The following is a 25,274-nucleotide window of genomic DNA, read 5'->3' as shown; positions in this document are numbered from 1 at the left end:
TCCAATCGGTACTGGCCAGGAAAGACTTCACGCAAAGCATGAGCCGAAAGGGAAACTGCTGGGACAACGCAGTGGCTGAGAGCTTCTTCGCTACGCTGAAAAGGGAAGAAGCATTCAGTGCATATCCCAGTAAACGACATGCTCAACTAGCCATCGCCAGCTATGTTCATGGTTTTTACAACAGCTGTCGGCTGCACTCCGCCCTTGGCTACCGTTCTCCGAACGAATATGCCAAGAGCTTAAGGCAGAAGGCTAAATAGCCAGCTTTTTGGCGTCCGTTGTCACGGGACAGGCCCATTGGTTACTTTTTGATGCTTCAAAAAGTGACCCGCCGTAAGGGCGGAAAGGTGAATAAGCGTCACCCAAGCAAATGGATATACTCACAACTTTCAAAACCAACTTTGCGCTATCCCTGTAGGAGCCGGCTTGCCGGCGAATGCAATTTGATATTCAACACAACAATCAACTAGCGACAGCAGCGCCAATATAGGCGCCGCCCCTAACTTCGCGACTTCAGGAGGCCGATCGGAGGGCTTGCGGAGGGAGGCGACGGGCATGGATGCCCGTCGAGCACCGATGGGCCATGGATGGCCCTTCGGTGCGTACTCCCGGGAGCAAGACCGGAGTGAGGGAACCCCGGAGCGCAGCGTAGGGGCCGTATGAATGGAGCGAGCATTTTTTGGTTACTTTTTGATGCTTCAAAAAGTGACCCGCCGTAAGGGCGGAAAGGTGAATAAGCGCCACCACAGCAAATGGATATACTCACAACTTTCAAAGCCAACTTTGCGCTATCCCTGTAGGAGCCGGCTTTGCCGGCGAATGCAATTTGATATCCAACACAACAAGCAACGAGCGACACACAACCCACCAATCTGGGTGTAAATGAGCATGGCGACCGGGCTGGCGCACCAGCCCCTAACACACACTCCCCGACTGCCCTTCAATCCCTTCCAACCCTTCGAGAAACTCAGCAATCTCCTGCCCAGTCTCCAGATAAACCACCGGCACCTGCGGCCCGATCGCCACGCGCATGGCCTCGATCCCCCGCCGGTAGGCACCATCAAAGCCCCAGACGAACCTGAGGAATTCAAAGAACTGGGCATTCACCCGCTCGCCACACCCTTCAGGCAAGTCCTCCCGTGGCCGCCGGCTCAGCGACCGTGCAACGACCCGCTTCAGGCACACCAGCCGGGGCGTATCGAGCCAGACGATCAGGTCCGCCCGCGGCATGCGCAGGTCGAAGGTGCGCCGCGCATAGTTGCCTTCGCACACCCAGGCGTCCCCGGCCAACGCCTGGCGTACCCGCTCACGGAACGCCTCGGGCTCCGGTTCCACCCAGCCGGGCTCCCAGAACAACCGGTCCAGATGCACCACCGGCAAGCCCAGCCGTTCGCCAATGGCCCGTGCCAAGGTCGACTTGCCGCTGCCGGAATTGCCCAAGATCACGATGCGTTGCATGCGCATTCCCTCGCTGACGAAAAAGCCGTCGAGTGTAATAACCCGATCCACCCCGGCACAGCACCGGCAACGTTATACTCGTCGCCCTCGCAACCCGGACCGGATCCCCCATGCGGCAAGCCCTGCTCATCGTCGACGTGCAATCCACCTTCAGCCCCTCGGAAAAACTGGTGGACGGCATCCGCACCCTGTCGGCCTACATCCCCACCATCGCCTCGATCGAGCTGCACGACGAGCAGGTCACGCCATTCCAGCGCCAGCTCGGCTGGCACCCGGCGCGCGAGGACGTGGCACTGGTCGAGGCCGACAAAGTGTTCATCAAGCACGGCTACGGGCAGACCGCCGAGACCCTCGCCTACATCAAGCAGCTGAACGTCGAACGCGTGCTGGTGTGCGGCCTGCAGACCGAAACCTGCGTGCTGGCCGCAGGCTTCGCCCTGTTCGATGCCGGGCTCTGCCCGACCCTGGTCACCGACCTGACCCTGGGCTCGTCGCTGGACCGCTCCGGGCAACTGGGCATCGACCTGTGGAAGCACCACTTCGGTCAAGTGACCACCGCCGCCGAAGTCATCGCCGCGCTCAAGGGCTGACCTGGTAACCACGCCCCTGCAGGCAACCGCTGTAGGCGCTGGCCTGGGCGTCATCCTGGCCGCGGCGGTCCTGCCGCCGCTCCTGGCGCTGGCGCATGCCACCCACCGCGGCACCGGCGGCGGCCGTTTCGCCGGCACGGTTCTGCCGGTATTGCTGCTTGGCGTCGTCGCCCATGCGGTCGTACACCTCGTCATGCTGGTTACCCCGTACCTGTGCGCCCGCAGCGCCGGCTACCGCGCCGGCCGCGGCGCCCTTGACCCGGCCACCGACGTGCGGGCTGCTGTTCGTCGAGCTGCTGGCAACACTGTTGCAATCGGCCATGTCCTGCTGCATCTGCTGGCTGCTCTGGCCCTTGAGCGGCGTGACGGTCTGCGCCTGGGCTGCGGTTGCCAGCATGATCAGCAGGCAACCCAACGTGATGGTTCGCATGTGCTTCACCTCCACCGGATAAAGGCCCCGACTGACAGGATAGTTGCACCGGCGCCCGAGCATGGCGTGGCTATGCCGACCTCTCGTCAGCGCGTCGGCTCAGCCCTTGAACATGCGCTCGGCGATGAAGTCGACGAACACGCGGATCTTCGGCGACAGGTGGCGGCTCGACGGCCATAGCGCCCAGAACTGGCCATGGTCGCGGGTGTGGGCGTCGAGCAAGGTTTCCAGCGCCCCCGACTTCACCGATTCGCGCACCAGGAAGTCCGGCATATAGGCGATGCCATGGCCATCCACGGCGGCCATGTGCATCGCTTCCATATTGTTCAGGGTGAGCACCGTGGGCAGGCGCAGCTGGGTCATCTGCGGATCGGCGCTCAGGCTCCAGTCCATGATCTTGCCGGTGGTCACGAAGCGGTAGCGCAGGCAGTCGTGGCTTTCCAGCTCGACCAGCGCCTGCGGCCTGCCCTTGCGCGCCAGGTACGCGGGCGCGGCGCACAGCACGAAGCGGAATGGCCCGAGCTTGCGCGACATCAGCTTGGAGTCGGCCAGCCCGCCGCTGCGGATCACCACATCGAAGCCCTCGTCGATCACATCGACCAGATGGTCGTTGAAGTCCATCTCCAGCTCGATTTCCGGGTAGGCCTTGCGAAACGCCGGCATCAACGGCAGCAGGAAGCGGTAGCCGATGGTTGGCAGGCTGACCCGCAAACGCCCGCGCGGAGCCTGCACGGCGTGGGACAGCATGGCCTCGGCATCCTGCAGGTCGTCGAGGATGCGCCTGCAGCGTTCGTAGAACAGCTCGCCTTCCGCCGTCAGGCTGACCTTGCGCGTGCTGCGCTGGAACAGGCGCACATTCAGCGAAGTCTCCAGACGGGCCACGTTCTTGCCCACCGCCGAGGCGGAAATGCCCATCGCCCGCGCGGCACTGACGAAGCTCAGCGACTCGGCGGTCTTCACGAACGACAGGATGCCATTGAGGCTCTCCATGCAATTACATCCTTTAAGTCCATTATGAGTGGAATCCGAGCCTGTTTATCCAACATTGCGGCCCCTATAGATTTAACGCACACAGTGCTACAACAGGAGGGATAGCGCAATGGATCAGGCTACTGATCACACCCCACACCCGGGCCGTTACTACGTGCTGGCGGCCATCTGCCTGGCGGCCCTGGTGCTGCCGCTGAGCTTCACCGGCGGCGCCGTGGCCACACCCGCCATCGGCAAGGTGTTCAACGCCGAGCCGGCGTCGCTCACCTGGATCACCAACGCCTTCATGCTCAGTTTCGGCAGCCTGTTGATGGCGGCCGGCACCCTGGCCGACCTCTACGGGCGCAAGCGCCTGTTCGTCATCGGCCTGGCCCTGTTCGTCATCGTCAGCACGCTGCTGGCCTGCGTCTACAGCATCGCCTGGCTCGACGCCCTGCGCGCGGTGCAGGGCGTCGCCGCGGCGGCGGCCCTGGCCAGTGGCTCGGCGGCCCTGGCCCAGGAGTTCGAAGGCCACGCCCGCACCCGCGCCTTCAGCCTGCTGGGCACCACCTTCGGCCTGGGCCTGGCGTTCGGGCCGATGGTCAGCGGGCTGTTGATCGAGCAGTTCGGTTGGCGCGCGATCTTCGCCACCACCGCGATCCTCGCCGCCATCGCCCTGCTGGCGGCGCTGTCGCAGATGCGCGAAAGCCGCAACCCACACGCACAGAAGCTCGACTTGCCCGGGGTGCTCAGTTTCTCCAGCATGCTCGTGCTGTTCACCACCGCGATCATCCTCGGGCCGCAGGCCGGCTGGCGCTCGCCGCTGATCCTCGGGCTGTTCGGCGGCGCGCTGCTGGGCCTGCTGGCATTTGTGGCGATCGAGCTGCGCGCGCGCCAGCCGATGCTCGAGCTGAGCCTGCTCAAGTACCCGCGTTTCGTGGGGGTGCAGATCCTGCCGATCGGCACCTGCTTCTGCTACATCGTGCTGATCGTGCTGCTGCCGCTGCGCCTGATCGGCGTGGAGGGCGTCACCCCGCTGCACAGCGGGCTGATCATGCTGGCCCTGTCGGCACCTATGCTGGTGGTGCCGCTGCTGGCCGCCTGGCTGACCCGCTGGGCCAGCGCCGGCGTGCTGTCGGCTGCGGGCTTCCTGCTGGCGGCTGCGGGCCTGTACGCCCTGGCTCATGTCGCGGTTGGTGATCACCTGCAACTGGTGATCGCGATGCTGGTGATCGGCGTCGGCACCGGCTTGCCCTGGGGGTTGATGGACGGGCTGGCGGTGAGCGTGGTGCCCAAGGAGCAGGCGGGGATGGCCGCCGGCATCTTCAACACCACCCGCGTGGCCGGGGAAGGTGTGGTACTGGCGATCACCGTCGCCCTGCTCACCGCCCTGGTGGGCACGAGCCTGGCCCGCGTCCTGCCCGAGGGCAACCACAGCGAACTGGCGCAGCGCCTGGTCCTGGGTGATCTGAGCCAGGTCCAAGGGCTCGACCCGTTGCTGTTGCAGGCCGCCTACCAGGGGGGCTTCGCCGCGCTGGTGCTGGTGCTGATCGGCTTCACCGTGGTGTCGGCGGGCGCCGCGTTCTTCCTGCTCGGCCAGGGTGAGCGGGCCCCTGCGCACGCGGGCGCTATGCCAGCTTCCGACTCCGCGCAGGGTTGAGGACGGCATGCCAATGGCGCGCGACAACGAAATCTCCACCCTCGCCCTGCTCGGGTTGGCCACGGTCTGTGGCCTGTCGGTGGCCAATGTGTACTTCAACCAGGCCCTGCTGCCGATGCTGGCGACGGTGCTGCAGGTGGGCACGGGCGAAATCAGCTGGATCGCCACCGCGTCCCAGCTCGGTTATGCCCTGGGCATGCTGCTGATCGTGCCGCTGGGCGATCGCCTCGACCCTCGGCGGCTGTGCCAGGCGCTGCTGGCCTGGACTGCGCTGATGCTTGGCCTGGCCAGTGTCGCCCAGAGCCTGGCGGGGCTGGCGGCGCTGAGCGCGCTGGTATGCATGGGCACCTGTATCCCCCAGGTGCTGCTGCCCTACCTGGCCGGGTTGTCATCGCCAGGCCAGCGCAGCCGCAACATCGCCCTGCTGCAGACCGGCCTGGTGGTCGGCATCCTGATGTCGCGCTCGCTGGCCGGGCTGGTCAGCGAGCACTGGGGCTGGCAGGCGGTGTACCGCTGTGCTGCGCTAGGGATGCTGGCGTGTGCCGTGCTGCTGCCGGGGCTGATCAGGGCACGCGCCGACAGCGGCAAGGCGCTTGGCTACCGGCAACTGATGCGCTCGATGGCCGGCCTGCTGCGCGATGAACCCCTGCTGCGCTTGTCGTGCGTGCTCGGCGCCAGCCTGTTCGCCGGCTTCAGCGCATTCTGGTCGGTGATTGCCTTCAAGTTGCAGGCGGCGCCACTGAACCTGGGCAGCGCCGATATCGGCCTGTACAGTTTCTGCGGTGCCCTGGCCGGCCTGCTCACGCCCATGGCCGGCAAACTCTGCGACCGCTATGGCACGGTGGCCATGAGCATCCTGTCGATCCTGCTGGCGTGCCTGGCGTTCACCTTGTTGCTGGGCTTTGCGCAGATGAGCGTGCTGCTGCTGGGTGCCAACCTGCTGTGCTTCGCCCTGCAACTGGGCCAGGTATGCAACCAGAGCCGGATCTTCAACCTGGGTGCCGAGTACCGCAGTCGCCTGAATACCGTGTACATGGTCTGCAACTTCTGCGGCGGTGCCCTGGGCAGCGCCATGGGCGGATGGCTCTGGCAGCAGGCGCAGTGGAAAGGCCCGTTGCTGTTCGGCCTGGCCTGCTCGCTGATTGCCGCCCTGACCCTGTTCACCATGCTGCGCCCGGCCCCCCGCAGGCTGCCCAGCCACTAAGCGTTACCATCACTTTCCCCGGACATTACCTGGGGCCGCTCGTTGCGCGGCCCCTGTGGGAGCTGGCTTGCCAGCGAAGGCCCCAGCGCCCGTCAATGAAACTTGACTGACCTCCCTCTCCACTTCGGTGGTGTCATTACTTCCCTCGCCGTTCACCTGTTCGATCACTTTCAACTTTCAGTCCTGCAAGCCCGCCCGCTCAACCACACTTTCAACTTATAGTCCTGAGTCTTTAGCGGAAAAGGCTCAACCACTCAGAAATATCCTGCAATATAATTCCTTCCATAGAGACTTCGCCCGAGCCTCGCTACCCGCTCTGGCTTCGTGACAACAACTATTACTCATGGGCCTGAACATGCGTGCGTGCCACACCGATCAGTGCATTGTCTTCATTCCTTTCGCCGGGGGCAGCAGCCATGCATTCAGCGTACTTCAAGGGCTGCTTTCGCCCACTGTCGAAAGCATTGGCATCCATTATTCTGGCCGTTATCAAGGCGAACTCGCAGCGTCACCCACCACTGTAGACCAGATGGCCGACGAGGTTATAGAACGGCTGCAGAAAGTTGAAGCAAAACGGCTGACGTTGTTCGGTTACAGTTTGGGCGCCCTGGTTGCCTATGAAGTGGCACAACGCCGCGAAGCCCTGCCCTGTGCCATCGAGCAACTGGTTGTGGCCGCCTGCCGGCCCCCTCACTTGTTCAGCTGCCACGGGGTGCAAGTACACGCCGAAGACGACGATTTCCTTCATTCGGTGGCAACGTTCGGCACCATCCCCGAGTACCTGTTCAGCCATCCAGCAGCACGCAAGTACTTGTTACCTAACCTGAAAAACGATTTTCGCGCGGCCAGCACCTACCGCCACTCGCCCCGCCCGCCACTCGATATGCCGGTGACTGCCATCGCCGGCACAGAAGACAGTTTCGCACCGTTCCACGATGTCCAGGGCTGGCGCCAGTACAGCGATGCGGCCTATGCCGAACATTGCCTGCCAGGTCAACACTTCTTCTTTGAAAACAATAACGACCGGTTAACCGGGATATTGCTTGACACATTAGCTGCCTAAACAATCACCCCCAAACCTAGTCAACTTACCGAGGTAAGACATGGAAGCGCTCGCCCACGCTTTACCCGCCTCATCGTGCCCGTTTTCCACCGGCACCGTTGAGCGTGACAACACTGCCGCCAACAAGAAACATTACGTCGTGGTTGGCGACCGTATAAAAGGCCAATGCACCAGCGATCTTTTCATTTCCGCCGACACCGCCCATGCGCTGGCCCGGTCGGAACAATCACCGATCACCTTCCATATTGGCCAAGGTGTCAGTGACGACAAACTTTCACACTTGTACAGCTTGAACCAGGCGCAAGTAAGCCTTGTTCCAGAACAGCGCCAACCCCGTGCCTGCGGTCATACCACGCATAAACACGAACCGCGCAATATCGCCATTTCCAAAGTTGTCGACAATGGCAACGGCACCTATACCGCGGCGCTGATGATCGATGAAGCCAACGCCGAACTCAGCGATCACCTCACCGGCCAGCACATCTCCGGGATGATGATCGTCGAAGCCGCCCGGCAACTGTCGATCGCCACCGCCGAACAGTTCTACATCGCCCCCGCCGCCCGCGGCAAAGCCAACTTCATCACCCACAGCATGCGGGTCGATTACAACGACTTCCTGCTGCCGGTTCCGACCCAGATCCTGTGCATCCCGGTCACCCTCAAGCGCAGCGGGCCGATCAATTTCCGCTTCACCGTGCTCATGCAGTTCCGCCAACAGGGCCAGACCCTGGCGAGCGTGGAGTTCGACACTTCGGTGATCGACTCGCGCTACTTCTACCTCAAGGAAAGCCAACTGCTGCACCGCTACATCACGTTGATGGACTGACACAAGGAGCGTCCCATGAAGTCCCGTATCCTGGAAATCATCTACACCGCCATCCGCCTGGAAAACCAGAGCCTGGCCCACCCCATCGACCTGGCCGCCGGCGAGAAGACCGCCCTGTACGGCCACGGCGGCGCCCTCGATTCGATGAGCCTGGTGTCCATCGTGGTCGAGGTCGAGGCCCAGCTCGAACAAGAGCTCGATGTGCGCCTGACCCTGGTCAACGACAGCGCCATGTCGGCGGTGCGCAGCCCGTTCGCCAGCGTCGGTTCGTTCGCCAACTACATCCTCAAGCGCTGCACCGAGGTGGAACATGGCTGAGCCGATCACCCTGATCACCGGCACCCGCAAGGGCATCGGCCGGCACCTGGCCGAACACTACCTGGCGCGCGGCCACCGGGTGATCGGTTGCAGCCGCCAGGCCAGCGACCTGGACCACCCCGGCTACGAGCATTTCGCCCTGGACGTGGCCGACGAAGCCGCCGTACTGGCGATGATCAGCGAGGTGCGCAAGCGTCACCAGCGCCTGGACCACCTGATCAACAACGCCGGCATCGCCAGCATGAACCACTCGCTGCTCACCCCTTACGGCACGGCCGAGCAGATCGTGCGCACCAACCTGCTGGGCACTTTCCTGCTCAGCCGCGAGGCGGCCAAGCTGATGAAGCGTGCGGGCACGGGGCGCATCGTCAACTTCTCCACCGTGGCCCGCCCGCTGAAGCTCGAGGGCGAGGCGCTGTACGCGGCCTCCAAGGCCGCGGTCGAGACCCTTACCGCGGTGATGGCCAAGGAGCTGGCCAGCTATGGCATCACCGTCAACGCCCTGGGCCCGACCCCGATCGACACCGACCTGACCCGCGCCATCCCGGCGGCGAAGATGAAAGCGTTGCTGGAGCAACAGGCGATCAAGCGCCTGGGCAGCTTCGCCGACGTCAGCCATGTCACCGACTTCTTCCTGTCGGCGCAAAGCGACTTCATCACCGGGCAAGTGCTTTACCTGGGCGGCCTCTGAACCCGCCACCGACCCCTATCCCACACTCGGCTTCACCCCACTGGAGACATGCAGCATGGACACACTCGCCCTGAAGAATGAGCTGGCCGGGCTTCTGGAACTGCCCGAATCGAAACTCGACGACAGTCTGCTGCTGGAACCACTGGCCACCTGGGACTCGCTGACCAAGGTGACCCTGCTGGGCATGCTCAACGACCAGTTCGGCCTCACCCTGCACCCGGAAATCCTCGACCAGTTGAAAACCCTCGGCGAGCTGTTCGACGCCGTTGCCGACACCCTGGCCGAACCCGCCTGAGGCCTGCCGATGAACAGCACCCTCCATGGCCTTTCAATCCGTGCGGTGGCCTCGGCGCTGCCGGATCGCCAGCTCACCCTCGATGACTTCGCCGCGCTGTTTGGTGAACGCGAGGCCACCCGCATCGCCAAGAGCACCGGCATCTCCAGCGTGCGCGTCGCCGACGAGTCGACCAGCGTCGACCTGGCCTGCGCTGCGGCCCAGAGCCTGTTCGCCAATGCCGACATCGACCCGCACGGCATCGATGCCGTGGTGCTGGTGACCCAGACCCCGGATGCGCTGATGCCGGCCAGCAGCGCACTGCTGGCGGCGCGCCTTGGCCTGCGCCGGGACATCAGCGCGTTCGACCTCAATTTCGGTTGCTCGGGCTACGTGTACGGCCTGTTCCAGGCTTCGCTGCTGGTCGCCAGCGGCAGCTGCCGGCGCGTGCTGCTGTGCACCAGCGATGTGATCAGCAAGCTGCTGCAACCCCAGGACCACCATGTACGCATGGTGTTCGGCGACGCCGCCAGCGCCACCCTGGTGGAGGCCGGGCCGCACAGTTTCAGCTTCGCCTTCAGCACCGACGGTGCAGGTGCCGCACACCTGCGCACGCCCCTGCATTACCACACCGCCGAGCGTGCGCAAGGCGGTGCCAGCGCCGAAGTCGGCAGCTTGTTCATGGACGGTGCGCAAGTCATGAACTTCGCCCTCGAACAGGTACCGACCGCGCTGCATGGTTTTCTGCGTGACCTGCAACTGCAAGCCGACGGCATCCCGTACTTCCTGCTGCACCAGGCCAACGCCTTCATGCTGCATTACCTGGGCCGCAAGCTGGGTATCGAGCCGGCGCGCATTCCGGTGCATGTCGACGGCATCGGCAACACCGGCCCGTCTTCGATCCCCCTGCTGCTGTCGGCCAGCCCCGATGGCCAACGCCTGCGCCAGGACAACCTGATCGCCTGCGGCTTTGGCGTCGGCCTGTCGGTGGGCCTGGCCCACCTGTCGCTGCGCGACACCCAGTTGATCGCCCCCGTCACCCTCGCTTCCTTTCATCCATAAGGACAATACCCATGACCACTCAAGCAATCTGGTTCGACTTCGGCGGCGTGCTCTCCCCCTCCATCGCCGAGCTGTATCGCGTCTACGAAGGCAAGACCGGCGTCAACCGCCAGCAGATGGAAGCGGCCATGCACGAAGTCGCCCGCCCGCTGGGTGTGCAGTTCCAGGCACCCATCGAACTGGCGCTGATGACCCAGGTGCAATGGGGCCGGGCCATGAGCGAAGCACTGCGCAAGCTGAACCCAGGCATCGACCTGAGCCGCTGCGACTTCGACAACCACGGCGAGCAGTGGTTTGCCGACCACGAGGTCAACCCGCACATGTTCGAGCTGTTCCATGAAGTGAAGGCGGCCGGGGTCAAGGCGGCCATCCTCACCAACAACACGGTGGAGTGGGAAACCCCATGGCGGCGCATGGTCGGCCTGGACGACGTGACCGACTGCATCATCGACTCGTGCAAGGTCGGCCTGCGCAAGCCCGATCCGCGCATCTTCGCCCTCGCCGCCCGCGAGCTGGGGGTCGAGGACCAGGGCTGCGTGCTGATCGACGATGTCGAGGAAAACTGCGAAGCGGCCCGCGCCGCCGGCTGGCAGGCGATCCACTTCCGTGACAGCCTCGAGGTGCGCGATGCCGTGCGCGCCCTGCTCTATCCATCCCGTTGATCCAGGGCAGGCCCAGCATGACGACCCTTCGCTTCCCCCATGTGATGGACATCCCCAACCTGGATGCCGCGCCGTACTACCAGGTGCTCGACAGCGACCAGCCGTGGCAGCAGATCCGCCTGCCCAGCGGCCATGTCGCCACCCACCTGACACGCTACGACGACTGCCGCAGCTTCCTCGCCGACCCGAGCATCAGCCGCACCTTGTGTAATGTCGAGGACGGCCCGACCTTCCTGCCGGGCCCGACCCAGCCGGAGCTGCTGCTCAACCTCGACAACCCCGCGCACATGCGCTCGCGCGCCACCGTGGCCCGGGCGTTCAGCAAGCGCGGCGTGGAAAGCCTGCGCGAGCATGTGCGCAGCACCACCTTGCGTAACATCCAGGGCATGCGCAGCGGCGAGCTGCCGCCCGACCTGTTCGCCTCGGTGCTGCAGGACCTCACCGCCTCCACGGTGTGCCACATCCTTGGCATCCCGCCAGAAGACCGTGCGCTGTTCCGCCCCTGGAGCCAAACGATCCAATCGGCGCCACCGGACGACATCCCCGGCATCGAGGTGGCGGTCAAGGCCAGCTTCGACTACCTGATGGACTTCGTCCGTGGCCAGCGCCACGCCGAGCCCGACGGTTTCATCCGCCAGTACGTCGACCAGCGCGCCAGCATGGACGACCCGCTCAATGACGAAGAATTCGTCGGCGTGCTGCTGGGCATCCTGCTGGGCGGTGACCACAACGCCTTGAGCGTGATGACCAAGTCGGTCTACACCCTGCTCTGCGCCCCCTCGCTGTGGGCCCATGCCCAGCAGCACCGCGAACAGCTGCCGGCGCTGATCGAAGAGCTGATCCGGGTGATCCCGATCGGCAAGTTGTCGGCTTTTCCGCGCATCACCACCCAGGCCGCGGCCACCAGCCGTGGCGAAATCCCGGCCGGCACCTGCGTCTACGCCAACGTGTTCCTGGCCAACCGCGACCCGTCGGTGTTCAGCGAGCCGTTGCTGATCAACCCGTTGCGCACCGACAAGGCCGCGCACCTGCAATTCGGCCACGGCATCCACAGTTGCATGGGGCCGGCGCTGGCACGCCTGGAAATCGGCATCGTGCTCGAGGCGTTGATCGAGCACCTGCCGGAGCTGCAACTGGACCGCGCGCCACAGTCGCTGCGCTGGATCAACGGCACCGTGCTGCGGCGCCCCGACGAACTGCCCGTGCGTTTCTGAGCGACGCCTTCACAAGGGAATTTCTGATGAACCTCAAGCCTCTGATCGACAACCTAGACGGTTTCGCCGACGCCCCGTTCCTCAATACCGAGCAGCAAAGCTACAGCTACGCCGACCTCAAGGCCGAGGTACGGCGCCAGCTGGAGCATCTGCAAGCCCAAGGTGTCAGCGGGCACAGCACGGTGTTCCTCCAGGGCGATTTCTCGTTCACCGGTATCGCGCTGTTCCTGGCGCTGTACCAGAACGGCAACGTGATCGCCCTGAACACCGCCAGCAACGAGCAGGAACTGCACAACAAGCTCGCCGCCGCCCAGGCCGAGTTCCTCATCGATGCCGACAACGGCGCGGTCACCCGCCAGGCCCCTGCGGGTGAGGACAACGCCCTGGTGGCAACCCTCAAGGCCCGCGGCCATGCCGGCCTGGTGCTGTTCAGCAGCGGCACCACCGGCCAACCCAAGGCCATGCTGCACGACCTCGACCACCTGGTGGCCAGCTACCAGGGCAAACGCTCGCGGCGCCTGAGCATCTTCCTGTTCCTGCTGTTCGACCATATCGGCGGCATCAACACCCTGCTCAACATCCTCAGCATCGGCGGCACCGCCACCATTGCCGCGACCAAGAGCCCGGACATCGTCGCCCGGCTGATAGCCCAGCACCGCATCACCGTGCTGCCGACCTCGCCGACCTTCCTCAACCTGATGCTGATCAACAACGTGTTCGGCCGCTATGACCTGGGTGCCTTGCGCATGATCACCTACGGCACCGAGCCGATGCCCGAGAGCCTGCTCGGTGCGCTGCGCGCGCAGTTGCCCAAGGTGAAGTTCCTGCAAACCTTCGGCACCAGCGAAACCGGGATCATGAACACCAGCTCGCAGTCGTCCGACAGCCTGTTCATGCGCTTCCAGGAGGGCGACACCGAGTACCGCGTGGTCGATGGCGAGTTGTGGCTGCGCAGCGCCACCCAGGTGATGGGTTACCTCAACCACAGCATGGACAGCTTCACCGAGGATGGCTGGTTCAAGACCGGCGACCTGGTCGAGGTGAACGCCGACGGTTACTTGAAGATCCTGGGGCGCAGCAAGGAGATCATCAACGTTGGCGGCGAGAAGGTGTACCCCGCCGAGGTCGAATCGGTGCTGATGCAGCACCCGAGCATCAAGGACTGCAAGGCTTATGGAGAGCGCAACGGCCTGACTGGGCAGTTCGTCGCCGCCGAGGTGGTGCTCGATGGCGACTACGGCGACGGCACCCAGGACGTGCTGCGCGCCATCCGCCAGTTCAGCCGCGAACGCATGGACAGCTACAAGGTGCCGGTGCGGCTGAAGGTGGTCGAGGCTATCCGTTACTCGGCGCGCTACAAGAAGCTGCTGATTGCCTGAGCCTTACGGCAGTTGCATGCCCTGTTTGCTCGCACGCCCCCGTAGGAGCGGCCTTGTGTCGCGAAAGGGCCGCAAAGCGGCCCCAGGCTTCTATGTGGCATTCACGATTGCTGGGGCTGCGGTGCAGCCCTTTCGCGACACGAGGCCGCTCCTACAGAGACCGCGCAAGATTTGGGAGCCGGCTTGCCGGTGATCGGCTCAGCTGGCGTTGGCCATCAGGTCGGTCTCACCCAGAAAATCGATGAACGCCCGGGTCTTGGGCGGCAGCAACCGGGTCGGCGACCAGACGATCCAGAAGTCCCCCGGCAGGCTCAGCTCGCGCATCACCAGGGTCAGCTCGTTGCTGGCGAGGTACTCCTGGATCACGAAGTCCGGCAGGTAGGCCACGCCCATGGCATTGCGGCAGGCCGCCAACACCGCCTCGACACTGTTCATGACCATCGCCGTTTCCACCTGCACCTGCACCCGCTCGCCCTGGGCCTCCAGGTTCCATGGTTGCAGCTTGCCGCTGGACGGCAGCTTGTAGCCAATGCCCTTGTAGCTGCCGAGATCCTGAACGGTGCGGGCCACGCCATAACGTTGCAAATACTCGGGGGCGGCACACAGCACGAAGCGGAAGGTGCAGATCTTGCGCGCCGCCAGGCTCGAATCCGGCAGCGCGCCGCTGCGGATCACCGCGTCGAAACCTTCCTCCGCCACATCGACCATGCGGTCGCTGAAGTCCAGGTCCAGTTCGATTTCCGGGTAGCGGCGGTAGAACTCGCGCATGCTGCCAGAGATCAGCCGGTAGCCCACCGCCGGCAGGCTGACCTTCAGCACGCCCTTGGGGCGGCGCTTGGAGTTGGCCAGGGCGGCCTCGGCATCCTGCAATTGCTGCAGCAGGGTGCGGCAGCGGGCGAAGAAGTCCAGGCCTTCGCTGGTCAGGCTGATCTGCCGGGTGCTGCGGTGGAACAGGCGCACGCCCAGGCGCTCTTCCAAGCGGCTGACGCTCTTGCCCACGGCCGAGGACGATATGCCCAGGCCCCTGCCCGCCAGGGTGAAACTCTGCGACTCGGCCGCCCGCACGAAGGCGATCAAGCCGCTCAAGCTGTCCTTAGACACCATCTAGATTGGATCCCTTCTGGCCGCAAACGCTAAGTAGAACACCTAATCGGCCTGCAAGGGTATCGGTAAGTTTTTACAGTCGTACGCGCCGGCATCTTGCATTTTCACGGTATTTCGGCAATGGCCCCGGTGCGGGCTAACCCGCGCCCGGGGCCCTCTACCGCGGGCTAGACCTCCTTGAAGCTGGCGGTCTGGATGCCAGGTTGGCCTTGGGCGGTGCAGACCACCGAGATCTGCGGCCGGCTGCCATCCCTCAGGGTGTAACGGTCATTGACCTTGGGCCCATCCAGGGGCAGGCAGTTGGGCACTTCATACAGGAACTGGCCATCCTTGACGTAAGGGCCGCCGTTGGCGACCACCTTGTTCAGCGAAGCACTGTAAACCTGGGTCATGTGTGCATCCTTCCTTGTGCTGGGTTGGGGGCGTGAGGTTCGGCCGCAGAGCCTTCGATCAGTGCGCCCGCACTCACCACACCAACCTATCCAAGCGTCGCTGGCGCGGGAAGTAACGTTGCCGTAACAGCACGATGACACCTCGAGACTCATTCGCAGGCTTCGAACGCCGAGTGATACTGCACCTCGCTGGTCGGCACTGCGCCGCCGAACGCCAGGGCCTGGAAATACGCCGCAGGCACGCCGGGCAGGCGCAACCCAGGGTGAGCCGCGAAACCGAAGCGCCCGTAGTACGCAGGGTCCCCCAGCACTACGCAGCCCTGCCCGCCAAGGCGCCGCAGCTCGGCCAGCGCGGCGTTCATCAGCGCCGCGCCAATGCCCTGCCCCTGACGCGACGGCGTCACCGAGATCGGCCCAAGGCCGAACCAGCCGCTGGCGCCGGACGACAGTGTCACTGGAGAGATGGCCACATGACCGACGAGTGCCTCGCCCTCCTGCGCCACCAGCGAGACCGTCAGTTGCCCCGCGCGGCGCAGGGCGGTGACGATGAACTGCTCGGTGTGGCTGGTGTGCTCGGCATGGGCGAAGGCCGCCTCGGTCAGGTGGCTGATGGCTTCGATGTCAATGGGGTGTTCGTTGCGGATATTGATGCTCATAAACTCGACTTTCAGGGTTTTGCGGTTAAAGAGAGCCGTGCGCGACGGCCTGCAGGACGAACAGGTGGTAGCCGTATTCGCCCAGGTACTGCTGGTGGATTTCCAGCTCTCGGGTGAGGTCGGCCAGGGCGCTGGAGGCAAACGCCTGGCCGGACAGCGCAGCCATGTTCTCGGCCAAAGGCCCGAGGTAGTTGTCCCAGGCCTGCGGGCTCAGGGTGAAGTGATGCAAGGCTGAGTAGCCCAGCCGGGCCAGGGCAGACAGGCGCTGCTCCACAGGTTTCATGTCCGGGTAGTGCTGGCGCCAGAAGCGCGCGGCCTCGGCGTGGGGGGTGTCGGTGAGCCACACCAGTTCGCTGACCACCAGCAGCCCCCCGGGCCTGATGAACCCTTTCCAGTACCGCAGCGCGTCGTCGAAACCCATGATGTAGGCGCAACCTTCGGCCCACAGGGCATCGAACTGCCCTGGCATAAACGGTAGTTCGGTCATACTGGCGCACAGCAGGTCGATGCGCCCTTGCAGGCCCTTGGCGGCGATGGCCTGGCGCGCGCAGGCGAGGTTGTACGCGTCGTTGTCCAGCGCCGTGACCCTGCCTGGCATGTGCTCGGCCAGCAGCACGCTGCTGACACCTCGGCCGCAGCCGATCTCCAGCAAGGTGCCCGGCATCGCGGGCAAGGCGTGCAACACGGCCAGGGTGTCGGCCGCCGAGCCGGGCCCCAGGCGCTCCAGGCCCTCGAAGATCCGCTCGAAGTCAGCCATGTACTGCTCGTGTTCGTTCATGTCCCGTGACAGCCATTTGAGGCGCAGCGCCTGTTTTTCATCGAACCCCTGGGTGCGTAGCCAGGCCAGGTGCGCGCCCGGCGCCTGGCGCTCCAGGGCCTGGTGCCAGGGACGCATGGAGGCCTGGCCGAGCAAGGCGGCGAGCAGCGCACGCGACTGTTGTTTGGCGGCGATCTGCTCATCCAGCGCGTGCAGGCGGTGGAGCAGCGACGCCCTGTCGATACGCGATTGCAGGCAGGCCTGGCACTCTTTAAGGGTCAGGCCCGCAGCCTGGAGTTGCTGCAACAGCTTGAGTTGCTGCAGGTCCTGCTCGCTGTAGACGCGATAGCCATTGGCCTGGCGTCGCCCCGCGATCAGGCCCAGCTTCTCGTAATACAGCAGCGTGGAGCGGCTCAGGCCCGCTTTGCCCGCCAGCTCGGAAATCCGATACATGGGTGTCACCTCAGGTTCAGGGTGAAGACCTTAAACCGTGAAGCCTTAGACAGGTAAAGCGGTTTATCGCCGGGCTCGCCAACCGCTCACCAGCGCAGCAGCCGAGGCCCCAGTGCCGCGCCCAGCAGCGTCGGCAACAACATGCCGAGCACGTACCACAGCCCCCAGAACGGCACGCCCATTTCCGGGCAATGCAGGCAATACGCCAGGGTGGCGGTGGCCCCGGCGAGCAGCCCGCCGGCCCCTCCGGCCTGGCCCAGGAAGGTCGGCGCCAAGCCACGCAATGCCCAAAACACGGCGATGAAGGTCGGTATCGACAGCAGTGCGATGTTCAACGCGCAGGTACGCCAGGTGCGCCCGAGGATCAGCTCGGCGCGGGCCTCGACCGGGGCACCGGCCAGGCTGATGGCCGCCCCCAGCCACACCAGCAGCAGCGGCAACCCCAGCAGGCTCCACAGCGCCCCGCCGCGCATGCCAGGCCGGGCCAGCCGCTGGGTCAGCCACAGCGCGAGCACGGCCAGGCTGGCCGGTAACGCCACCTTGGCCCAGAACAGCGGGGTGCGCGCCACCTCGGCCAGGTCACTGCGCACGCCATACAGCACCACGGTCAGCAACAGTGCACCGAGCGCACCGGCCAGCAACGCCAGGCTCAGGCGCCGAGCCAACGCGTGGCGCTGCACCGGCCCCTCCGCGCTGGCCAGCAATGAAATGAACTCATCGGTCTTCATGGTCGTCACTACCTCGAATCAATCTTGCCAAGGCCTTCAGGCCACGGTGAATGCCCACCTTGACCGCAGCGCCGGACAACCCGGTCAGCCGCGCGGTGTCTTCCACCGACAACCCCTCCAGCTTGACGTACACGATCGGCAGGCGCTGGCGATCGGGCAGCAGCGCCAGCAAACGGGCCAGGTCGCGCCTGGCCTCGGCGGGCTCGGCATCGCTGGCGGCGAACAGCTCGCTGTCGTCGTCCAGCGGGTCGTGCCGACCTTCGTGGCGGGCACGGCTGCGCAGGCCATCGGCCAGTTTGTAGCGGGCGATCGCCTGCACCCAGGCGGTCAGCGGCTGTTGTGGCTGGTAGGTGTGGCGGGCGTTGTGCACCGCCAGCAACACCTCCTGCAGCAGGTCCTCGACATCGGCCGGGCGCTGGGCCAGGCGGCGCCGCAGAAAAGCCCGCAGGTGCACGGCCAACGCGGCGAGGAACTCGCGGTAGGCCAGCGCATCACCCGCCAGCCCACGCAGCAGCAAGGCCTGCAGCAAGGTCTCGCGGGTCGCGAACGCGTCCTGATGAGTAGTTCGTTGCATGAGCCGCCGGGGTTACACCTTCAAGAATTGTTTTTTGCCGAGCCGTGCCTGCCTTCATACGGTAGGTGAGCCGTGGGCAATGCAGAAATATTTTTTCACAAGCTGTAACCCAGGCCGTGGCCACCGCGAACTACTCCATGAGCCGCCGGCAGATCGCCACGGCCACAGCCCCCGGAGAGACCATCATGAAAACCCTCGCCCTCACCGCTGCCGCCCTGGCCCTGGCTTCCCTGGCCGGCGCCGCCCTGGCCGACGACACCAAACCCGCCGGCACTGGTGCCGCCATGGAGAAATGCTACGGCGTCGCCATGGCCGGCAAGAACGACTGCAAGGCCGGCGCCGGTACCTCCTGCGCCGGCAGTGCCAAGAAGGACTACGACGCCATGCACTGGAAAAACGTCCCGGCCGGCACCTGCACCTCGATCAAGACCCCCAACGGCATGGGCTCGCTCACCCCAGGCAAAGCCTGAGCCGAGGCCGCCGACCATGAACCGGAACATGCCCCTGGGCGCCGGGCTGGGCCTGAAGGCCGAGCACTTCGAACAGGCCCTGCCCTGCGACGCCAAGGGCCTGTGGTTCGAAGTGCACCCGGAGAACTACATGGTCGGCGGCCCGCGCCGCGCCTGGCTGCAGCGCGTGGCCCAGCGCCACCCGCTGTCGCTGCATGGCGTGGCCCTGTCGCTGGCGGCCGACAGCGAGCCTGACCACGCACACCTGGGTCGCCTGCGCCAGTTGGTCGATGAGGTACAGCCTCGGCTGGTGTCCGAACACCTGGCCTGGTCGACCTGGCGGGGCCAGTACCACCCCGACCTGCTGCCGTTCCCGCGCAGCGACGAAGCGCTGGCGCGCATCAGCAGCAATATCCAGCGCACCCAGGATGCCCTGGGGCGCGCCATCGCCATCGAGAACCCCAGCCATTACCTGCACCTGGACGGCCATGAGTGGGACGAGGTGGCGTTCCTCGCCGAACTGGCCAGGCGTACCGGTTGCAGCCTGCTGCTGGACGTCAACAACGTCTTCGTGAGCGCCCACAATCTGGGCTTCGATGCGCACGACTACCTGGCGCGCTTCCCGGCGGCGGCCATCAGTGAAATCCACCTGGCCGGTTACAGCGAAGACGCCCAGGGCGCGCTGTTGATCGACTCCCACGACGCGACCATCGCCGAGCCGGTGTGGCACCTGTACCAGCAGTTGATCAGCCGTATCGGCCCGCGCCCGACACTGATCGAGCGCGACGACAAGCTACCCGCCTTCGCCGAACTGCTCGCCGAGCGTGCAACGGCCCAGGCCATCCTCGACCAGGCAGGCGCGCTGCCATGAACCTCACCCTCGGTCAGTTCCAGATGGCTTTTGCCGATGCCTTGCAGGGGCGGCCGGCACCCCAACTGGCCCACCTGACGCAGCAGCCCGCGTTCGCGGTGTACCGCAACACCGTGCTGGCCGGCTGCGTCGATGCGCTGCGCGCAAACTTCCCCAGTGTCCAGACACTGGTCGGCGCGGACTGGATGCAGGAGGTGGCCGCCGCCTATGCCCGCCAGTCACCGCCCGAGGATGCCCGGCTGATTCTGTACGGTGCGGCTTTTCCGGCATTTCTCGAAGCGCTGCTGCCTCATCACCAACTGCCCTACCTCGCCGATGTCGCACGCCTGGACGGCTACTGGTGCCAAGCGTTCAGCGCCGACGACGAACCCGCCCTCACCCTCGCCGACCTGGCCGGCATGACCGCCTCGGACCTCGACCAGGGCCACCTGCAACCCCGCGTCGGCGTGCGCTGGCATTGGTCCGCTGAGCACCCGGCCTACAGCCTGTGGCGTTGCAGCCGTGAAGGCCGCCCCTGGCTCGGCGAACAACCCTGGGCAGGTGAAGGCGCGCTGTTGAGCGGCGGTCCCGATGGCGTGCGCCACCAGCCCCTGTCGAGCGGTGGCTGCGCGTTTCTCGACGCCTGCGCCGCCGGGCATGCGCTGGAACACGCAGCCCAAGTGGCACAACACACCCAACCCGACCTGGACTTCAGCGACCTGCTTGGCCGGCTGATGAAGGCCCGGGCCTTCCGTCCACTGTCATTCACTTGAGGGAACCGCCATGGACATCAGCCACCCCACCACGCCGGCCGCTGGCCTGCGCCAGCACTGGAACCAACTGGCCGAGCGCCTGCAAGGGCTGCTCAGCGACAGCGTGCTGTGCCTTGTCGCGCGCCTGGGCATCGCCGCGATCTTCTTCCTGTCCGGCCGCACCAAGGTCGAGGGGTTGCTGACCATCACCCCCAGCACCTACGAGCTGTTCCAGAGCGACTATGCCCTGCCGCTGGTGTCGCCATGGCTGGCGGCGCACTTGGCGACCTACGCCGAGCACCTGTTCCCGCTGCTGCTGGTGCTCGGCCTGTTCACCCGGCTGTCGGCCCTGGCCTTGCTGGGCATGACCACGGTGATAGAAGTGTTCGTCTACCCCGACGCCTGGCCCACCCACCTGTCCTGGGCCGGGCTGCTTCTGCTGCTGATCGGCCGTGGCGCCGGTGCGCTGTCGCTGGACAGGCTGCTGCGCCTGCGCTAGTGCGTCGGCGCCTTGCGCCAGGCGCAGAACACCGTCGCCAACACGATCAGCAGCGCGCCCGCGGCCATGCGCAGCGACGGCTGTTCACCGAACAACCACCAGGCGCAGGCGATGGCGTACACCGGTTCCAGGGCGATGATCATGCCGGCGGTGCGCGCCTGCAGGCCATCGAGGCTCTTGACGAACAGGAACTGCGAAAGGCCGGTGCAGAACACCCCCAGCAGGGCCAGGTTGACCCAGTCGGCGGAGCTCAGGCTGCTGCTTTGCAAGTGGCTGAAGGCAAGCGGCGCCACCACAATGGCCACCACCACGTTCTGCCAGAACGACACCTGCAAGGCATTCATGCCCGCCGGGCGGCGGCGGTTGGCCACCGCCAGCAGGGCGAACGCCAGGCCCGAGGCCAGGCCCCACAGCAGGCCGACGGTGCCGCTGTCGAGCAGGTCGAACGACGGCACCACCAGCACCAGGCCGGCCGTGACCATCAGCAGCAACAGCGCTTCGACCGCACCGATGCGCTCGCGGAACACGGTCAGGTCGATCAGTGCGATGAACGCCGGGAAGCTGGCGAAACCAAGGGTGGCCACGGCCACGCCACCGACCTTGACCGCCACGAAGAAGGTCAGCCAGTGGGCGGCCAGCAGGCCACCGGTCAGCGTCAGGGTCGGCAGGTTGCGCCACTTCAGCGCATCGAGCAGGCGCGTGCCCTTGAGCCCGGCGACGAAGCCCAGGGCGATGAAGGCGAAGGTGGCGCGGCCAAAGGTGATCAGGCTGGCGTCGGCGTCGATGAGGTGGCCGAGGATGCCGGTGAGGCCGAACAGCACGGCGGCGAGGTGGGCGAGCAGCAATGCATTACGGTGGCCGCTCGACGAGTCGGCGGCGGCAACGGTGGTAGCGATCATGGCAGTCAAGTCTCACAAGCACGCGCGCAAGTAGGCCGTCGACGGCAAGGCGCGCGTTGGGTTTTGTTCGGAATTTCTAGTTATGGGTGCCTGCCGGTGGTCCGGGGCACGGGGCGCCGCAGCGTTGGAATTGTGAGACGAGGCTGCTTACTCGTAGTGGTGCATCGACCACCCTTTGGCGCAGGGTTGAGCGATGAATCCATTATTCGAGTTCGCGGGGGGTGTTGGCAGATTGGCGAAGACGTGTGCTTGTCTGATTGCGACACCCCGGGTGGCGACGAGCGACAAGATTGAGCAAGCCTGATGTTGAATTGAGGCTGCTGCGCAGCCATCGCCGGCAAGCCGGCTCCTACGGGTACGGAGCCTGGCCTGCTCTTGTAGGAGCAACTGTCTTGCGCAGACCTCTGTAGGAGCGGCCTTGTGTCGCGAAAGGGGTGCGCAGCGCCCCAGGATCTTGAGTACGCCCAAGATCGCTGGGGCCGCTTTGCGGCCCGTTCGCGGCACAAGGCCGCTCCTACAGGAGAAATGCAAGCCTTGATGTGGGGCTTGCCGGCGATGGGTGGCGAAGCGGCCTTGATTACCTTACGGGCAAACGCAAGTGGAAGGCCCGAACACCGGCCCGGCGCATGGGTCGGGTGCCGGCCCGAACACCGGGCACGCGGCTTGGGCAGTCAGCGAGAAACCCAACGAAAACAGCACCGCGAGCATTACCTTATTCATGTGCGACCTCCTGGTCATCGATTCAACATTCCTTGTTCGCCTCAGGGGCAGACGCACTCGGTGGGGCCGAGTACCGGGCCTGCGCAGGGGTCTGGTTGCGGCCCCAGCACCGCGCAATCGGCGTAAGCCGTCATCGAGCACATCCACAACAGCAGCGATGCTGCGAGCAGTTTGCTTTTCATCATGACCTCCATGGTCCAAGTGTGTCCTTCATAGGAAAGCCGGCATACAAACGCCGGCCCCGCAACAGCTAAGACCAGGCGCGGCAATTACGCCAGCGCCCGGTCAGCGGTCAGCCTTGCAGCCCGGCCGCCTTGGCCCGCGCCGCATGCAGCTTCTTGTAGCTCTCGACCAGGCGCAGGTGGCGGTCCAGGCCTTCGAGTTTCATGCTGGTTGGCGTCAGGCCGTGGAAGCGCACGCTACCGTCCACCGAGCCCAGCACGGCGTCCATGCGTTCATTGCCGAACATGCGGCGGAAGTTGTGCTCGTAGTCGTCCATCTCCAGCTCGTCGTCCAGCACCACCTCCAGCACCACATTCAGCGCCTGGTAGAACAGGCCGCGCTCGACGGTGTTGTCGTTGAACTGGAGGAACATCTCCACCAGCTCCTTGGCCTCGTCGAAGCGCTGCAGCACCAGGTGGATCAACAGCTTGAGCTCGAGGATGGTCAGTTGCCCCCACACGGTGTTGTCGTCGAACTCGACACCGATCAGCGTGGTGATGGTGGTGTAGTCATCCACCTCGGCGTTATCGAGGCGCTTGAGCAGCAGCTTCAGCGAACGATTGTCGAGCGTGTGCAGGTTGAGGATGTCCGAGCGGAAGTTCAGCGCGCGGTTGGTGTTGTCCCAGATCAGGTCCTCGACCGGGTAGATCTCCGAGTAGCCCGGCACCAGGATGCGGCAGGCAGTGGCGCCGAGGTCGTCGTACACGGCCATGTACACCTGCTTGCCCATGTCTTGGAGGATGCCGAACAGGGTGTCGGCCTCCTGCACGTTGGAGTCCTCGCCGTGGCCGCTGAAGTCCCACTCGACGAACTCGAAGTCGGCCTTGGCGCCGAAGAAACGCCACGACACCACGCCGCTGGAGTCGATGAAGTGCTCGACGAAGTTGTTCGGCTCGGTCAGCGCCAGGCTGTCGAAGGTCGGCTGCGGCAGGTCGTTGAGGCCTTCGAAGCTGCGGCCCTGGAGCAGTTCGGTAAGGCTGCGCTCCAGCGCCACCTCGAAGCTTGGGTGGGCGCCGAACGAGGCGAACACGCCGCCGGTGCGCGGGTTCATCAGGGTCACGCACATCACCGGGAACTCACCGCCCAGCGAGGCATCCTTGACCAGCACCGGGAAGCCCTGCTCTTCCAGCCCCTGGATACCGGCGACGATGCCTGGGTACTTGGCCAGCACCTCCTGCGGCACGTCCGGCAGGCACAGCTCGCCTTCGAGGATCTCGCGCTTGACCGCCCGCTCGAAGATCTCCGACAGGCACTGCACCTGGGCTTCTGCCAGGGTGTTGCCGGCGCTCATGCCGTTGCTCAGGTACAGGTTCTCGATCAGGTTGGACGGGAAGTACACCGTCTCGCCGTCGGACTGGCGCACGAACGGCAGCGAGCAGATGCCGCGCTCCTTGTTGCCCGAGTTGGTGTCGTACAGGTGCGAGCCACGCAGCTCGCCATCCGGGTTGAAGATCGCCAGGCAGTGCTCGTCGAGGATCTCTTCCGGCAGTGCATCCTTGGGCCCGGGCTTGAACCACTGCTCGTTGGGGTAGTGCACGAACGGTGCGTTGGCGATGTCCTCGCCCCAGAACTGGTCGTTGTAGAAGAAGTTGCAGTTGAGCCGCTCGATGAACTCGCCCAGCGCCGAGGCCAGCGCGGCTTCTTTGGTCGCGCCCTTGCCGTTGGTGAAGCACATCGGCGACTGCGCGTCGCGCACGTGCAGCGACCAGACGTTGGGCACGATGTTGCGCCACGAGGCGATCTCGATCTTCATCCCCAGGTTGGCGAGGATCGCCGACATGTTGGCGATGGTCTGCTCCAGCGGCAGGTCCTTGCCGGGGATGTAGGTGGTGCTGTCCGACACCGGCATCAGCAGCGCCTGGGCATCGGCGTCGAGGTTGTCGACCTGTTCGATGATGAACTCGGGGCCGGTCTGCACCACTTTCTTCACGGTGCAGCGGTCGATGGAGCGCAGGATGCCCTGGCGGTCCTTGTCGCTGATGTCCTCGGGCAGCTCGACCTGGATCTTGAAGATCTGGTTGTAGCGGTTCTCCGGGTCGACGATGTTGTTCTGCGACAGGCGGATGTTCTCGGTGGGGATGTCGCGGGTCTGGCAGTACAGCTTGACGAAGTACGCCGCGCACAGCGCCGAGGAGGCCAGGAAGTAGTCGAACGGCCCCGGGGCCGAGCCGTCGCCCTTGTAGCGGATCGGCTGGTCGGCGATCACCGTGAAGTCGTCGAACTTGGCTTCGAGACGGAGGTTGTCGAGAAAATTGACCTTGATTTCCATGCGAGGGGGTACCAGGAAGCGGGGCGGAAAATGGCGGGTATTATCCGGGATTCGGCAAGGAATGTCTTGGCATGCCGCCGGGCGACCCGTAACGCGCCGGCGGGCGAGCGCTTTGGATCGCCACCTGCTCACTTGCAGGTCGAGAGGTGG

Annotated in this window: 30 protein-coding genes; 17 read left to right on the top strand and 13 right to left on the bottom strand. The window is 65.0% G+C overall.

The annotated features are described in order from the left end of the window. Positions 1 to 260, top strand: a 260-nt coding sequence (locus tag IX761_RS23745; RefSeq protein WP_194791938.1) for an integrase core domain-containing protein, incomplete at its 5' end; no start/stop codon positions are given. Positions 261 to 915: 655 nt separating this feature from the next. Here the strand turns inward: IX761_RS23745 and IX761_RS23740 are convergent. Next, complete coding sequence (locus IX761_RS23740) at positions 916 to 1,458, bottom strand: AAA family ATPase (RefSeq protein WP_194791937.1); 543 nt, start codon at positions 1,456 to 1,458, stop codon at positions 916 to 918. A gap of 110 nt (positions 1,459 to 1,568) precedes the next feature. On the opposite strand from IX761_RS23740, the gene IX761_RS23735 reads away from it, so the two are divergent. Beyond that, a complete protein-coding gene (locus IX761_RS23735) occupies positions 1,569 to 2,048 on the top strand; it encodes a cysteine hydrolase family protein (protein ID WP_194791936.1) in 480 nt (159 codons plus the stop codon). Here IX761_RS23735 and IX761_RS23730 read toward each other — a convergent pair. After that, a complete protein-coding gene (locus IX761_RS23730; RefSeq protein ID WP_194791935.1) occupies positions 2,038 to 2,478 on the bottom strand; it encodes a YMGG-like glycine zipper-containing protein in 441 nt (146 codons plus the stop codon). The genes IX761_RS23735 and IX761_RS23730 overlap by 11 nt on opposite strands. A gap of 99 nt (positions 2,479 to 2,577) precedes the next feature. Beyond that, positions 2,578 to 3,468: a LysR family transcriptional regulator gene (locus tag IX761_RS23725; protein WP_194791934.1), complete on the bottom strand. Its 891-nt coding sequence runs from the start codon at positions 3,466 to 3,468 to the stop codon at positions 2,578 to 2,580. A 109-nt stretch (positions 3,469 to 3,577) separates the two neighbouring features. Between IX761_RS23725 and IX761_RS23720 the strand changes: the two genes are divergently transcribed. The 11 genes from IX761_RS23720 (at position 3,578) to IX761_RS23670 (ending at position 13,800) form a co-directional block, all read left to right on the top strand. Then, entirely contained in the window at positions 3,578 to 5,107 is a 1,530-nt protein-coding gene (locus IX761_RS23720; protein ID WP_194791933.1) for an MFS transporter, read from the top strand. 13 nt (positions 5,108 to 5,120) lie between these two features. Beyond that, on the top strand, positions 5,121 to 6,311 hold the full coding sequence (locus IX761_RS23715) for an MFS transporter (RefSeq protein WP_194791932.1): 1,191 nt from the start codon (positions 5,121 to 5,123) through the stop codon (positions 6,309 to 6,311). A gap of 343 nt (positions 6,312 to 6,654) precedes the next feature. Then, the gene (locus IX761_RS23710) at positions 6,655 to 7,374 is read left to right on the top strand and encodes a thioesterase II family protein (protein WP_194791931.1); all 720 of its coding nucleotides are present in this window, start codon (positions 6,655 to 6,657) and stop codon (positions 7,372 to 7,374) included. Between the two features lie 40 nt (positions 7,375 to 7,414). Next, entirely contained in the window at positions 7,415 to 8,200 is a 786-nt protein-coding gene (locus tag IX761_RS23705; RefSeq protein ID WP_194791930.1) for an AfsA-related hotdog domain-containing protein, read from the top strand. A 15-nt stretch (positions 8,201 to 8,215) separates the two neighbouring features. Then, positions 8,216 to 8,518, top strand: coding sequence for a hypothetical protein (locus IX761_RS23700; protein ID WP_194791929.1), 303 nt, complete (start codon positions 8,216 to 8,218; stop codon positions 8,516 to 8,518). Further along, the gene (locus tag IX761_RS23695; RefSeq protein WP_194791928.1) at positions 8,511 to 9,209 is read left to right on the top strand and encodes an SDR family NAD(P)-dependent oxidoreductase; all 699 of its coding nucleotides are present in this window, start codon (positions 8,511 to 8,513) and stop codon (positions 9,207 to 9,209) included. The genes IX761_RS23700 and IX761_RS23695 overlap by 8 nt, the downstream gene beginning before the upstream one ends. A gap of 55 nt (positions 9,210 to 9,264) precedes the next feature. Beyond that, positions 9,265 to 9,504, top strand: coding sequence for an acyl carrier protein (locus tag IX761_RS23690; protein ID WP_194791927.1), 240 nt, complete (start codon positions 9,265 to 9,267; stop codon positions 9,502 to 9,504). Positions 9,505 to 9,513: 9 nt separating this feature from the next. Next, entirely contained in the window at positions 9,514 to 10,545 is a 1,032-nt protein-coding gene (locus IX761_RS23685) for a ketoacyl-ACP synthase III (protein ID WP_194791926.1), read from the top strand. Between the two features lie 11 nt (positions 10,546 to 10,556). Beyond that, a complete protein-coding gene (locus IX761_RS23680; protein WP_194791925.1) occupies positions 10,557 to 11,207 on the top strand; it encodes an HAD family hydrolase in 651 nt (216 codons plus the stop codon). A gap of 17 nt (positions 11,208 to 11,224) precedes the next feature. Beyond that, positions 11,225 to 12,421 carry a cytochrome P450 gene (locus IX761_RS23675; RefSeq protein ID WP_194791924.1) on the top strand — a complete coding sequence of 399 codons (1,197 nt, stop codon included), beginning with the start codon at positions 11,225 to 11,227 and terminating at the stop codon, positions 12,419 to 12,421. A 26-nt stretch (positions 12,422 to 12,447) separates the two neighbouring features. After that, a complete protein-coding gene (locus tag IX761_RS23670) occupies positions 12,448 to 13,800 on the top strand; it encodes an ANL family adenylate-forming protein (RefSeq protein WP_194791923.1) in 1,353 nt (450 codons plus the stop codon). A 198-nt stretch (positions 13,801 to 13,998) separates the two neighbouring features. On the opposite strand, the gene IX761_RS23665 is transcribed toward IX761_RS23670, so the two are convergent. The 6 genes from IX761_RS23665 to IX761_RS23640 all read right to left on the bottom strand — a co-directional run bounded on the left by IX761_RS23665 (position 13,999) and on the right by IX761_RS23640 (position 18,464). Then, on the bottom strand, positions 13,999 to 14,904 hold the full coding sequence (locus tag IX761_RS23665) for a LysR family transcriptional regulator (protein ID WP_194791922.1): 906 nt from the start codon (positions 14,902 to 14,904) through the stop codon (positions 13,999 to 14,001). A 167-nt stretch (positions 14,905 to 15,071) separates the two neighbouring features. After that, complete coding sequence (locus tag IX761_RS23660) at positions 15,072 to 15,296, bottom strand: hypothetical protein (protein ID WP_194791921.1); 225 nt, start codon at positions 15,294 to 15,296, stop codon at positions 15,072 to 15,074. A 149-nt stretch (positions 15,297 to 15,445) separates the two neighbouring features. Beyond that, the gene (locus IX761_RS23655; protein WP_194791920.1) at positions 15,446 to 15,952 is read right to left on the bottom strand and encodes a GNAT family N-acetyltransferase; all 507 of its coding nucleotides are present in this window, start codon (positions 15,950 to 15,952) and stop codon (positions 15,446 to 15,448) included. Positions 15,953 to 15,977: 25 nt separating this feature from the next. After that, the gene (locus IX761_RS23650) at positions 15,978 to 17,162 is read right to left on the bottom strand and encodes a MerR family transcriptional regulator (RefSeq protein ID WP_194791919.1); all 1,185 of its coding nucleotides are present in this window, start codon (positions 17,160 to 17,162) and stop codon (positions 15,978 to 15,980) included. 86 nt (positions 17,163 to 17,248) lie between these two features. Further along, complete coding sequence (locus IX761_RS23645; protein ID WP_194791918.1) at positions 17,249 to 17,890, bottom strand: DUF1109 domain-containing protein; 642 nt, start codon at positions 17,888 to 17,890, stop codon at positions 17,249 to 17,251. Then, positions 17,877 to 18,464: a sigma-70 family RNA polymerase sigma factor gene (locus IX761_RS23640; RefSeq protein WP_194791917.1), complete on the bottom strand. Its 588-nt coding sequence runs from the start codon at positions 18,462 to 18,464 to the stop codon at positions 17,877 to 17,879. The genes IX761_RS23645 and IX761_RS23640 overlap by 14 nt, the downstream gene beginning before the upstream one ends. A 185-nt stretch (positions 18,465 to 18,649) precedes the next feature. Here IX761_RS23640 and IX761_RS23635 point away from each other — a divergent pair, with 185 nt between their 5' ends. The 4 genes from IX761_RS23635 to IX761_RS23620 are packed head-to-tail and all read left to right on the top strand — an operon-like array spanning position 18,650 to position 21,014. Then, entirely contained in the window at positions 18,650 to 18,934 is a 285-nt protein-coding gene (locus tag IX761_RS23635; protein WP_194791916.1) for a DUF2282 domain-containing protein, read from the top strand. A 16-nt stretch (positions 18,935 to 18,950) separates the two neighbouring features. Then, positions 18,951 to 19,784 carry a DUF692 domain-containing protein gene (locus IX761_RS23630; RefSeq protein ID WP_194791915.1) on the top strand — a complete coding sequence of 278 codons (834 nt, stop codon included), beginning with the start codon at positions 18,951 to 18,953 and terminating at the stop codon, positions 19,782 to 19,784. Further along, positions 19,781 to 20,536 (top strand): DNA-binding domain-containing protein, encoded by a 756-nt coding sequence (locus IX761_RS23625; RefSeq protein ID WP_194791914.1) that lies wholly within the window; start codon positions 19,781 to 19,783, stop codon positions 20,534 to 20,536. The genes IX761_RS23630 and IX761_RS23625 overlap by 4 nt, the downstream gene beginning before the upstream one ends. Positions 20,537 to 20,546: 10 nt before the next feature. Then, positions 20,547 to 21,014 carry a DoxX family protein gene (locus IX761_RS23620; RefSeq protein WP_194791913.1) on the top strand — a complete coding sequence of 156 codons (468 nt, stop codon included), beginning with the start codon at positions 20,547 to 20,549 and terminating at the stop codon, positions 21,012 to 21,014. Here the strand turns inward: IX761_RS23620 and IX761_RS23615 are convergent. From IX761_RS23615 to IX761_RS23605, 4 genes are all read right to left on the bottom strand, one after another. Next, positions 21,011 to 21,913 carry a DMT family transporter gene (locus IX761_RS23615; RefSeq protein WP_194791912.1) on the bottom strand — a complete coding sequence of 301 codons (903 nt, stop codon included), beginning with the start codon at positions 21,911 to 21,913 and terminating at the stop codon, positions 21,011 to 21,013. The genes IX761_RS23620 and IX761_RS23615 overlap by 4 nt on opposite strands. Positions 21,914 to 22,495: 582 nt before the next feature. Then, complete coding sequence (locus IX761_RS27240) at positions 22,496 to 22,633, bottom strand: PA0050 family protein (protein WP_228533907.1); 138 nt, start codon at positions 22,631 to 22,633, stop codon at positions 22,496 to 22,498. Between the two features lie 41 nt (positions 22,634 to 22,674). After that, entirely contained in the window at positions 22,675 to 22,815 is a 141-nt protein-coding gene (locus IX761_RS23610; RefSeq protein ID WP_153789117.1) for a PA0050 family protein, read from the bottom strand. A 110-nt stretch (positions 22,816 to 22,925) separates the two neighbouring features. Then, positions 22,926 to 25,124 (bottom strand): OsmC domain/YcaO domain-containing protein, encoded by a 2,199-nt coding sequence (locus IX761_RS23605; protein ID WP_194791911.1) that lies wholly within the window; start codon positions 25,122 to 25,124, stop codon positions 22,926 to 22,928. Positions 25,125 to 25,274 lie beyond the last annotated feature (150 nt).

It is taken from the genome of Pseudomonas sp. UFMG81, from assembly GCF_015354575.1.
Classification (GTDB): Bacteria; Pseudomonadota; Gammaproteobacteria; order Pseudomonadales; family Pseudomonadaceae; genus Aquipseudomonas.
This window is presented reverse-complemented; position numbering and strand designations above follow the sequence as displayed.

What these genes read in the sequence shown, in the direction of transcription:
- IX761_RS23740 (WP_194791937.1), bottom strand. Translation starts at nt 1,458, where the DNA reads ATGCAACGCATCGTGATCTTGGGCAATTCCGGCAGCGGCAAGTCGACC.
- IX761_RS23735 (WP_194791936.1), top strand. Translation starts at nt 1,569, where the DNA reads ATGCGGCAAGCCCTGCTCATCGTCGACGTGCAATCCACCTTCAGCCCC.
- IX761_RS23730 (WP_194791935.1), bottom strand. Translation starts at nt 2,478, where the DNA reads ATGCGAACCATCACGTTGGGTTGCCTGCTGATCATGCTGGCAACCGCA.
- IX761_RS23725 (WP_194791934.1), bottom strand. Translation starts at nt 3,468, where the DNA reads ATGGAGAGCCTCAATGGCATCCTGTCGTTCGTGAAGACCGCCGAGTCG.
- IX761_RS23720 (WP_194791933.1), top strand. Translation starts at nt 3,578, where the DNA reads ATGGATCAGGCTACTGATCACACCCCACACCCGGGCCGTTACTACGTG.
- IX761_RS23715 (WP_194791932.1), top strand. Translation starts at nt 5,121, where the DNA reads ATGGCGCGCGACAACGAAATCTCCACCCTCGCCCTGCTCGGGTTGGCC.
- IX761_RS23710 (WP_194791931.1), top strand. Translation starts at nt 6,655, where the DNA reads ATGGGCCTGAACATGCGTGCGTGCCACACCGATCAGTGCATTGTCTTC.
- IX761_RS23705 (WP_194791930.1), top strand. Translation starts at nt 7,415, where the DNA reads ATGGAAGCGCTCGCCCACGCTTTACCCGCCTCATCGTGCCCGTTTTCC.
- IX761_RS23700 (WP_194791929.1), top strand. Translation starts at nt 8,216, where the DNA reads ATGAAGTCCCGTATCCTGGAAATCATCTACACCGCCATCCGCCTGGAA.
- IX761_RS23695 (WP_194791928.1), top strand. Translation starts at nt 8,511, where the DNA reads ATGGCTGAGCCGATCACCCTGATCACCGGCACCCGCAAGGGCATCGGC.
- IX761_RS23690 (WP_194791927.1), top strand. Translation starts at nt 9,265, where the DNA reads ATGGACACACTCGCCCTGAAGAATGAGCTGGCCGGGCTTCTGGAACTG.
- IX761_RS23685 (WP_194791926.1), top strand. Translation starts at nt 9,514, where the DNA reads ATGAACAGCACCCTCCATGGCCTTTCAATCCGTGCGGTGGCCTCGGCG.
- IX761_RS23680 (WP_194791925.1), top strand. Translation starts at nt 10,557, where the DNA reads ATGACCACTCAAGCAATCTGGTTCGACTTCGGCGGCGTGCTCTCCCCC.
- IX761_RS23675 (WP_194791924.1), top strand. Translation starts at nt 11,225, where the DNA reads ATGACGACCCTTCGCTTCCCCCATGTGATGGACATCCCCAACCTGGAT.
- IX761_RS23670 (WP_194791923.1), top strand. Translation starts at nt 12,448, where the DNA reads ATGAACCTCAAGCCTCTGATCGACAACCTAGACGGTTTCGCCGACGCC.
- IX761_RS23665 (WP_194791922.1), bottom strand. Translation starts at nt 14,904, where the DNA reads ATGGTGTCTAAGGACAGCTTGAGCGGCTTGATCGCCTTCGTGCGGGCG.
- IX761_RS23660 (WP_194791921.1), bottom strand. Translation starts at nt 15,296, where the DNA reads ATGACCCAGGTTTACAGTGCTTCGCTGAACAAGGTGGTCGCCAACGGC.
- IX761_RS23655 (WP_194791920.1), bottom strand. Translation starts at nt 15,952, where the DNA reads ATGAGCATCAATATCCGCAACGAACACCCCATTGACATCGAAGCCATC.
- IX761_RS23650 (WP_194791919.1), bottom strand. Translation starts at nt 17,162, where the DNA reads ATGTATCGGATTTCCGAGCTGGCGGGCAAAGCGGGCCTGAGCCGCTCC.
- IX761_RS23645 (WP_194791918.1), bottom strand. Translation starts at nt 17,890, where the DNA reads ATGAAGACCGATGAGTTCATTTCATTGCTGGCCAGCGCGGAGGGGCCG.
- IX761_RS23640 (WP_194791917.1), bottom strand. Translation starts at nt 18,464, where the DNA reads ATGCAACGAACTACTCATCAGGACGCGTTCGCGACCCGCGAGACCTTG.
- IX761_RS23635 (WP_194791916.1), top strand. Translation starts at nt 18,650, where the DNA reads ATGAAAACCCTCGCCCTCACCGCTGCCGCCCTGGCCCTGGCTTCCCTG.
- IX761_RS23630 (WP_194791915.1), top strand. Translation starts at nt 18,951, where the DNA reads ATGAACCGGAACATGCCCCTGGGCGCCGGGCTGGGCCTGAAGGCCGAG.
- IX761_RS23625 (WP_194791914.1), top strand. Translation starts at nt 19,781, where the DNA reads ATGAACCTCACCCTCGGTCAGTTCCAGATGGCTTTTGCCGATGCCTTG.
- IX761_RS23620 (WP_194791913.1), top strand. Translation starts at nt 20,547, where the DNA reads ATGGACATCAGCCACCCCACCACGCCGGCCGCTGGCCTGCGCCAGCAC.
- IX761_RS23615 (WP_194791912.1), bottom strand. Translation starts at nt 21,913, where the DNA reads ATGATCGCTACCACCGTTGCCGCCGCCGACTCGTCGAGCGGCCACCGT.
- IX761_RS27240 (WP_228533907.1), bottom strand. Translation starts at nt 22,633, where the DNA reads ATGAATAAGGTAATGCTCGCGGTGCTGTTTTCGTTGGGTTTCTCGCTG.
- IX761_RS23610 (WP_153789117.1), bottom strand. Translation starts at nt 22,815, where the DNA reads ATGAAAAGCAAACTGCTCGCAGCATCGCTGCTGTTGTGGATGTGCTCG.
- IX761_RS23605 (WP_194791911.1), bottom strand. Translation starts at nt 25,124, where the DNA reads ATGGAAATCAAGGTCAATTTTCTCGACAACCTCCGTCTCGAAGCCAAG.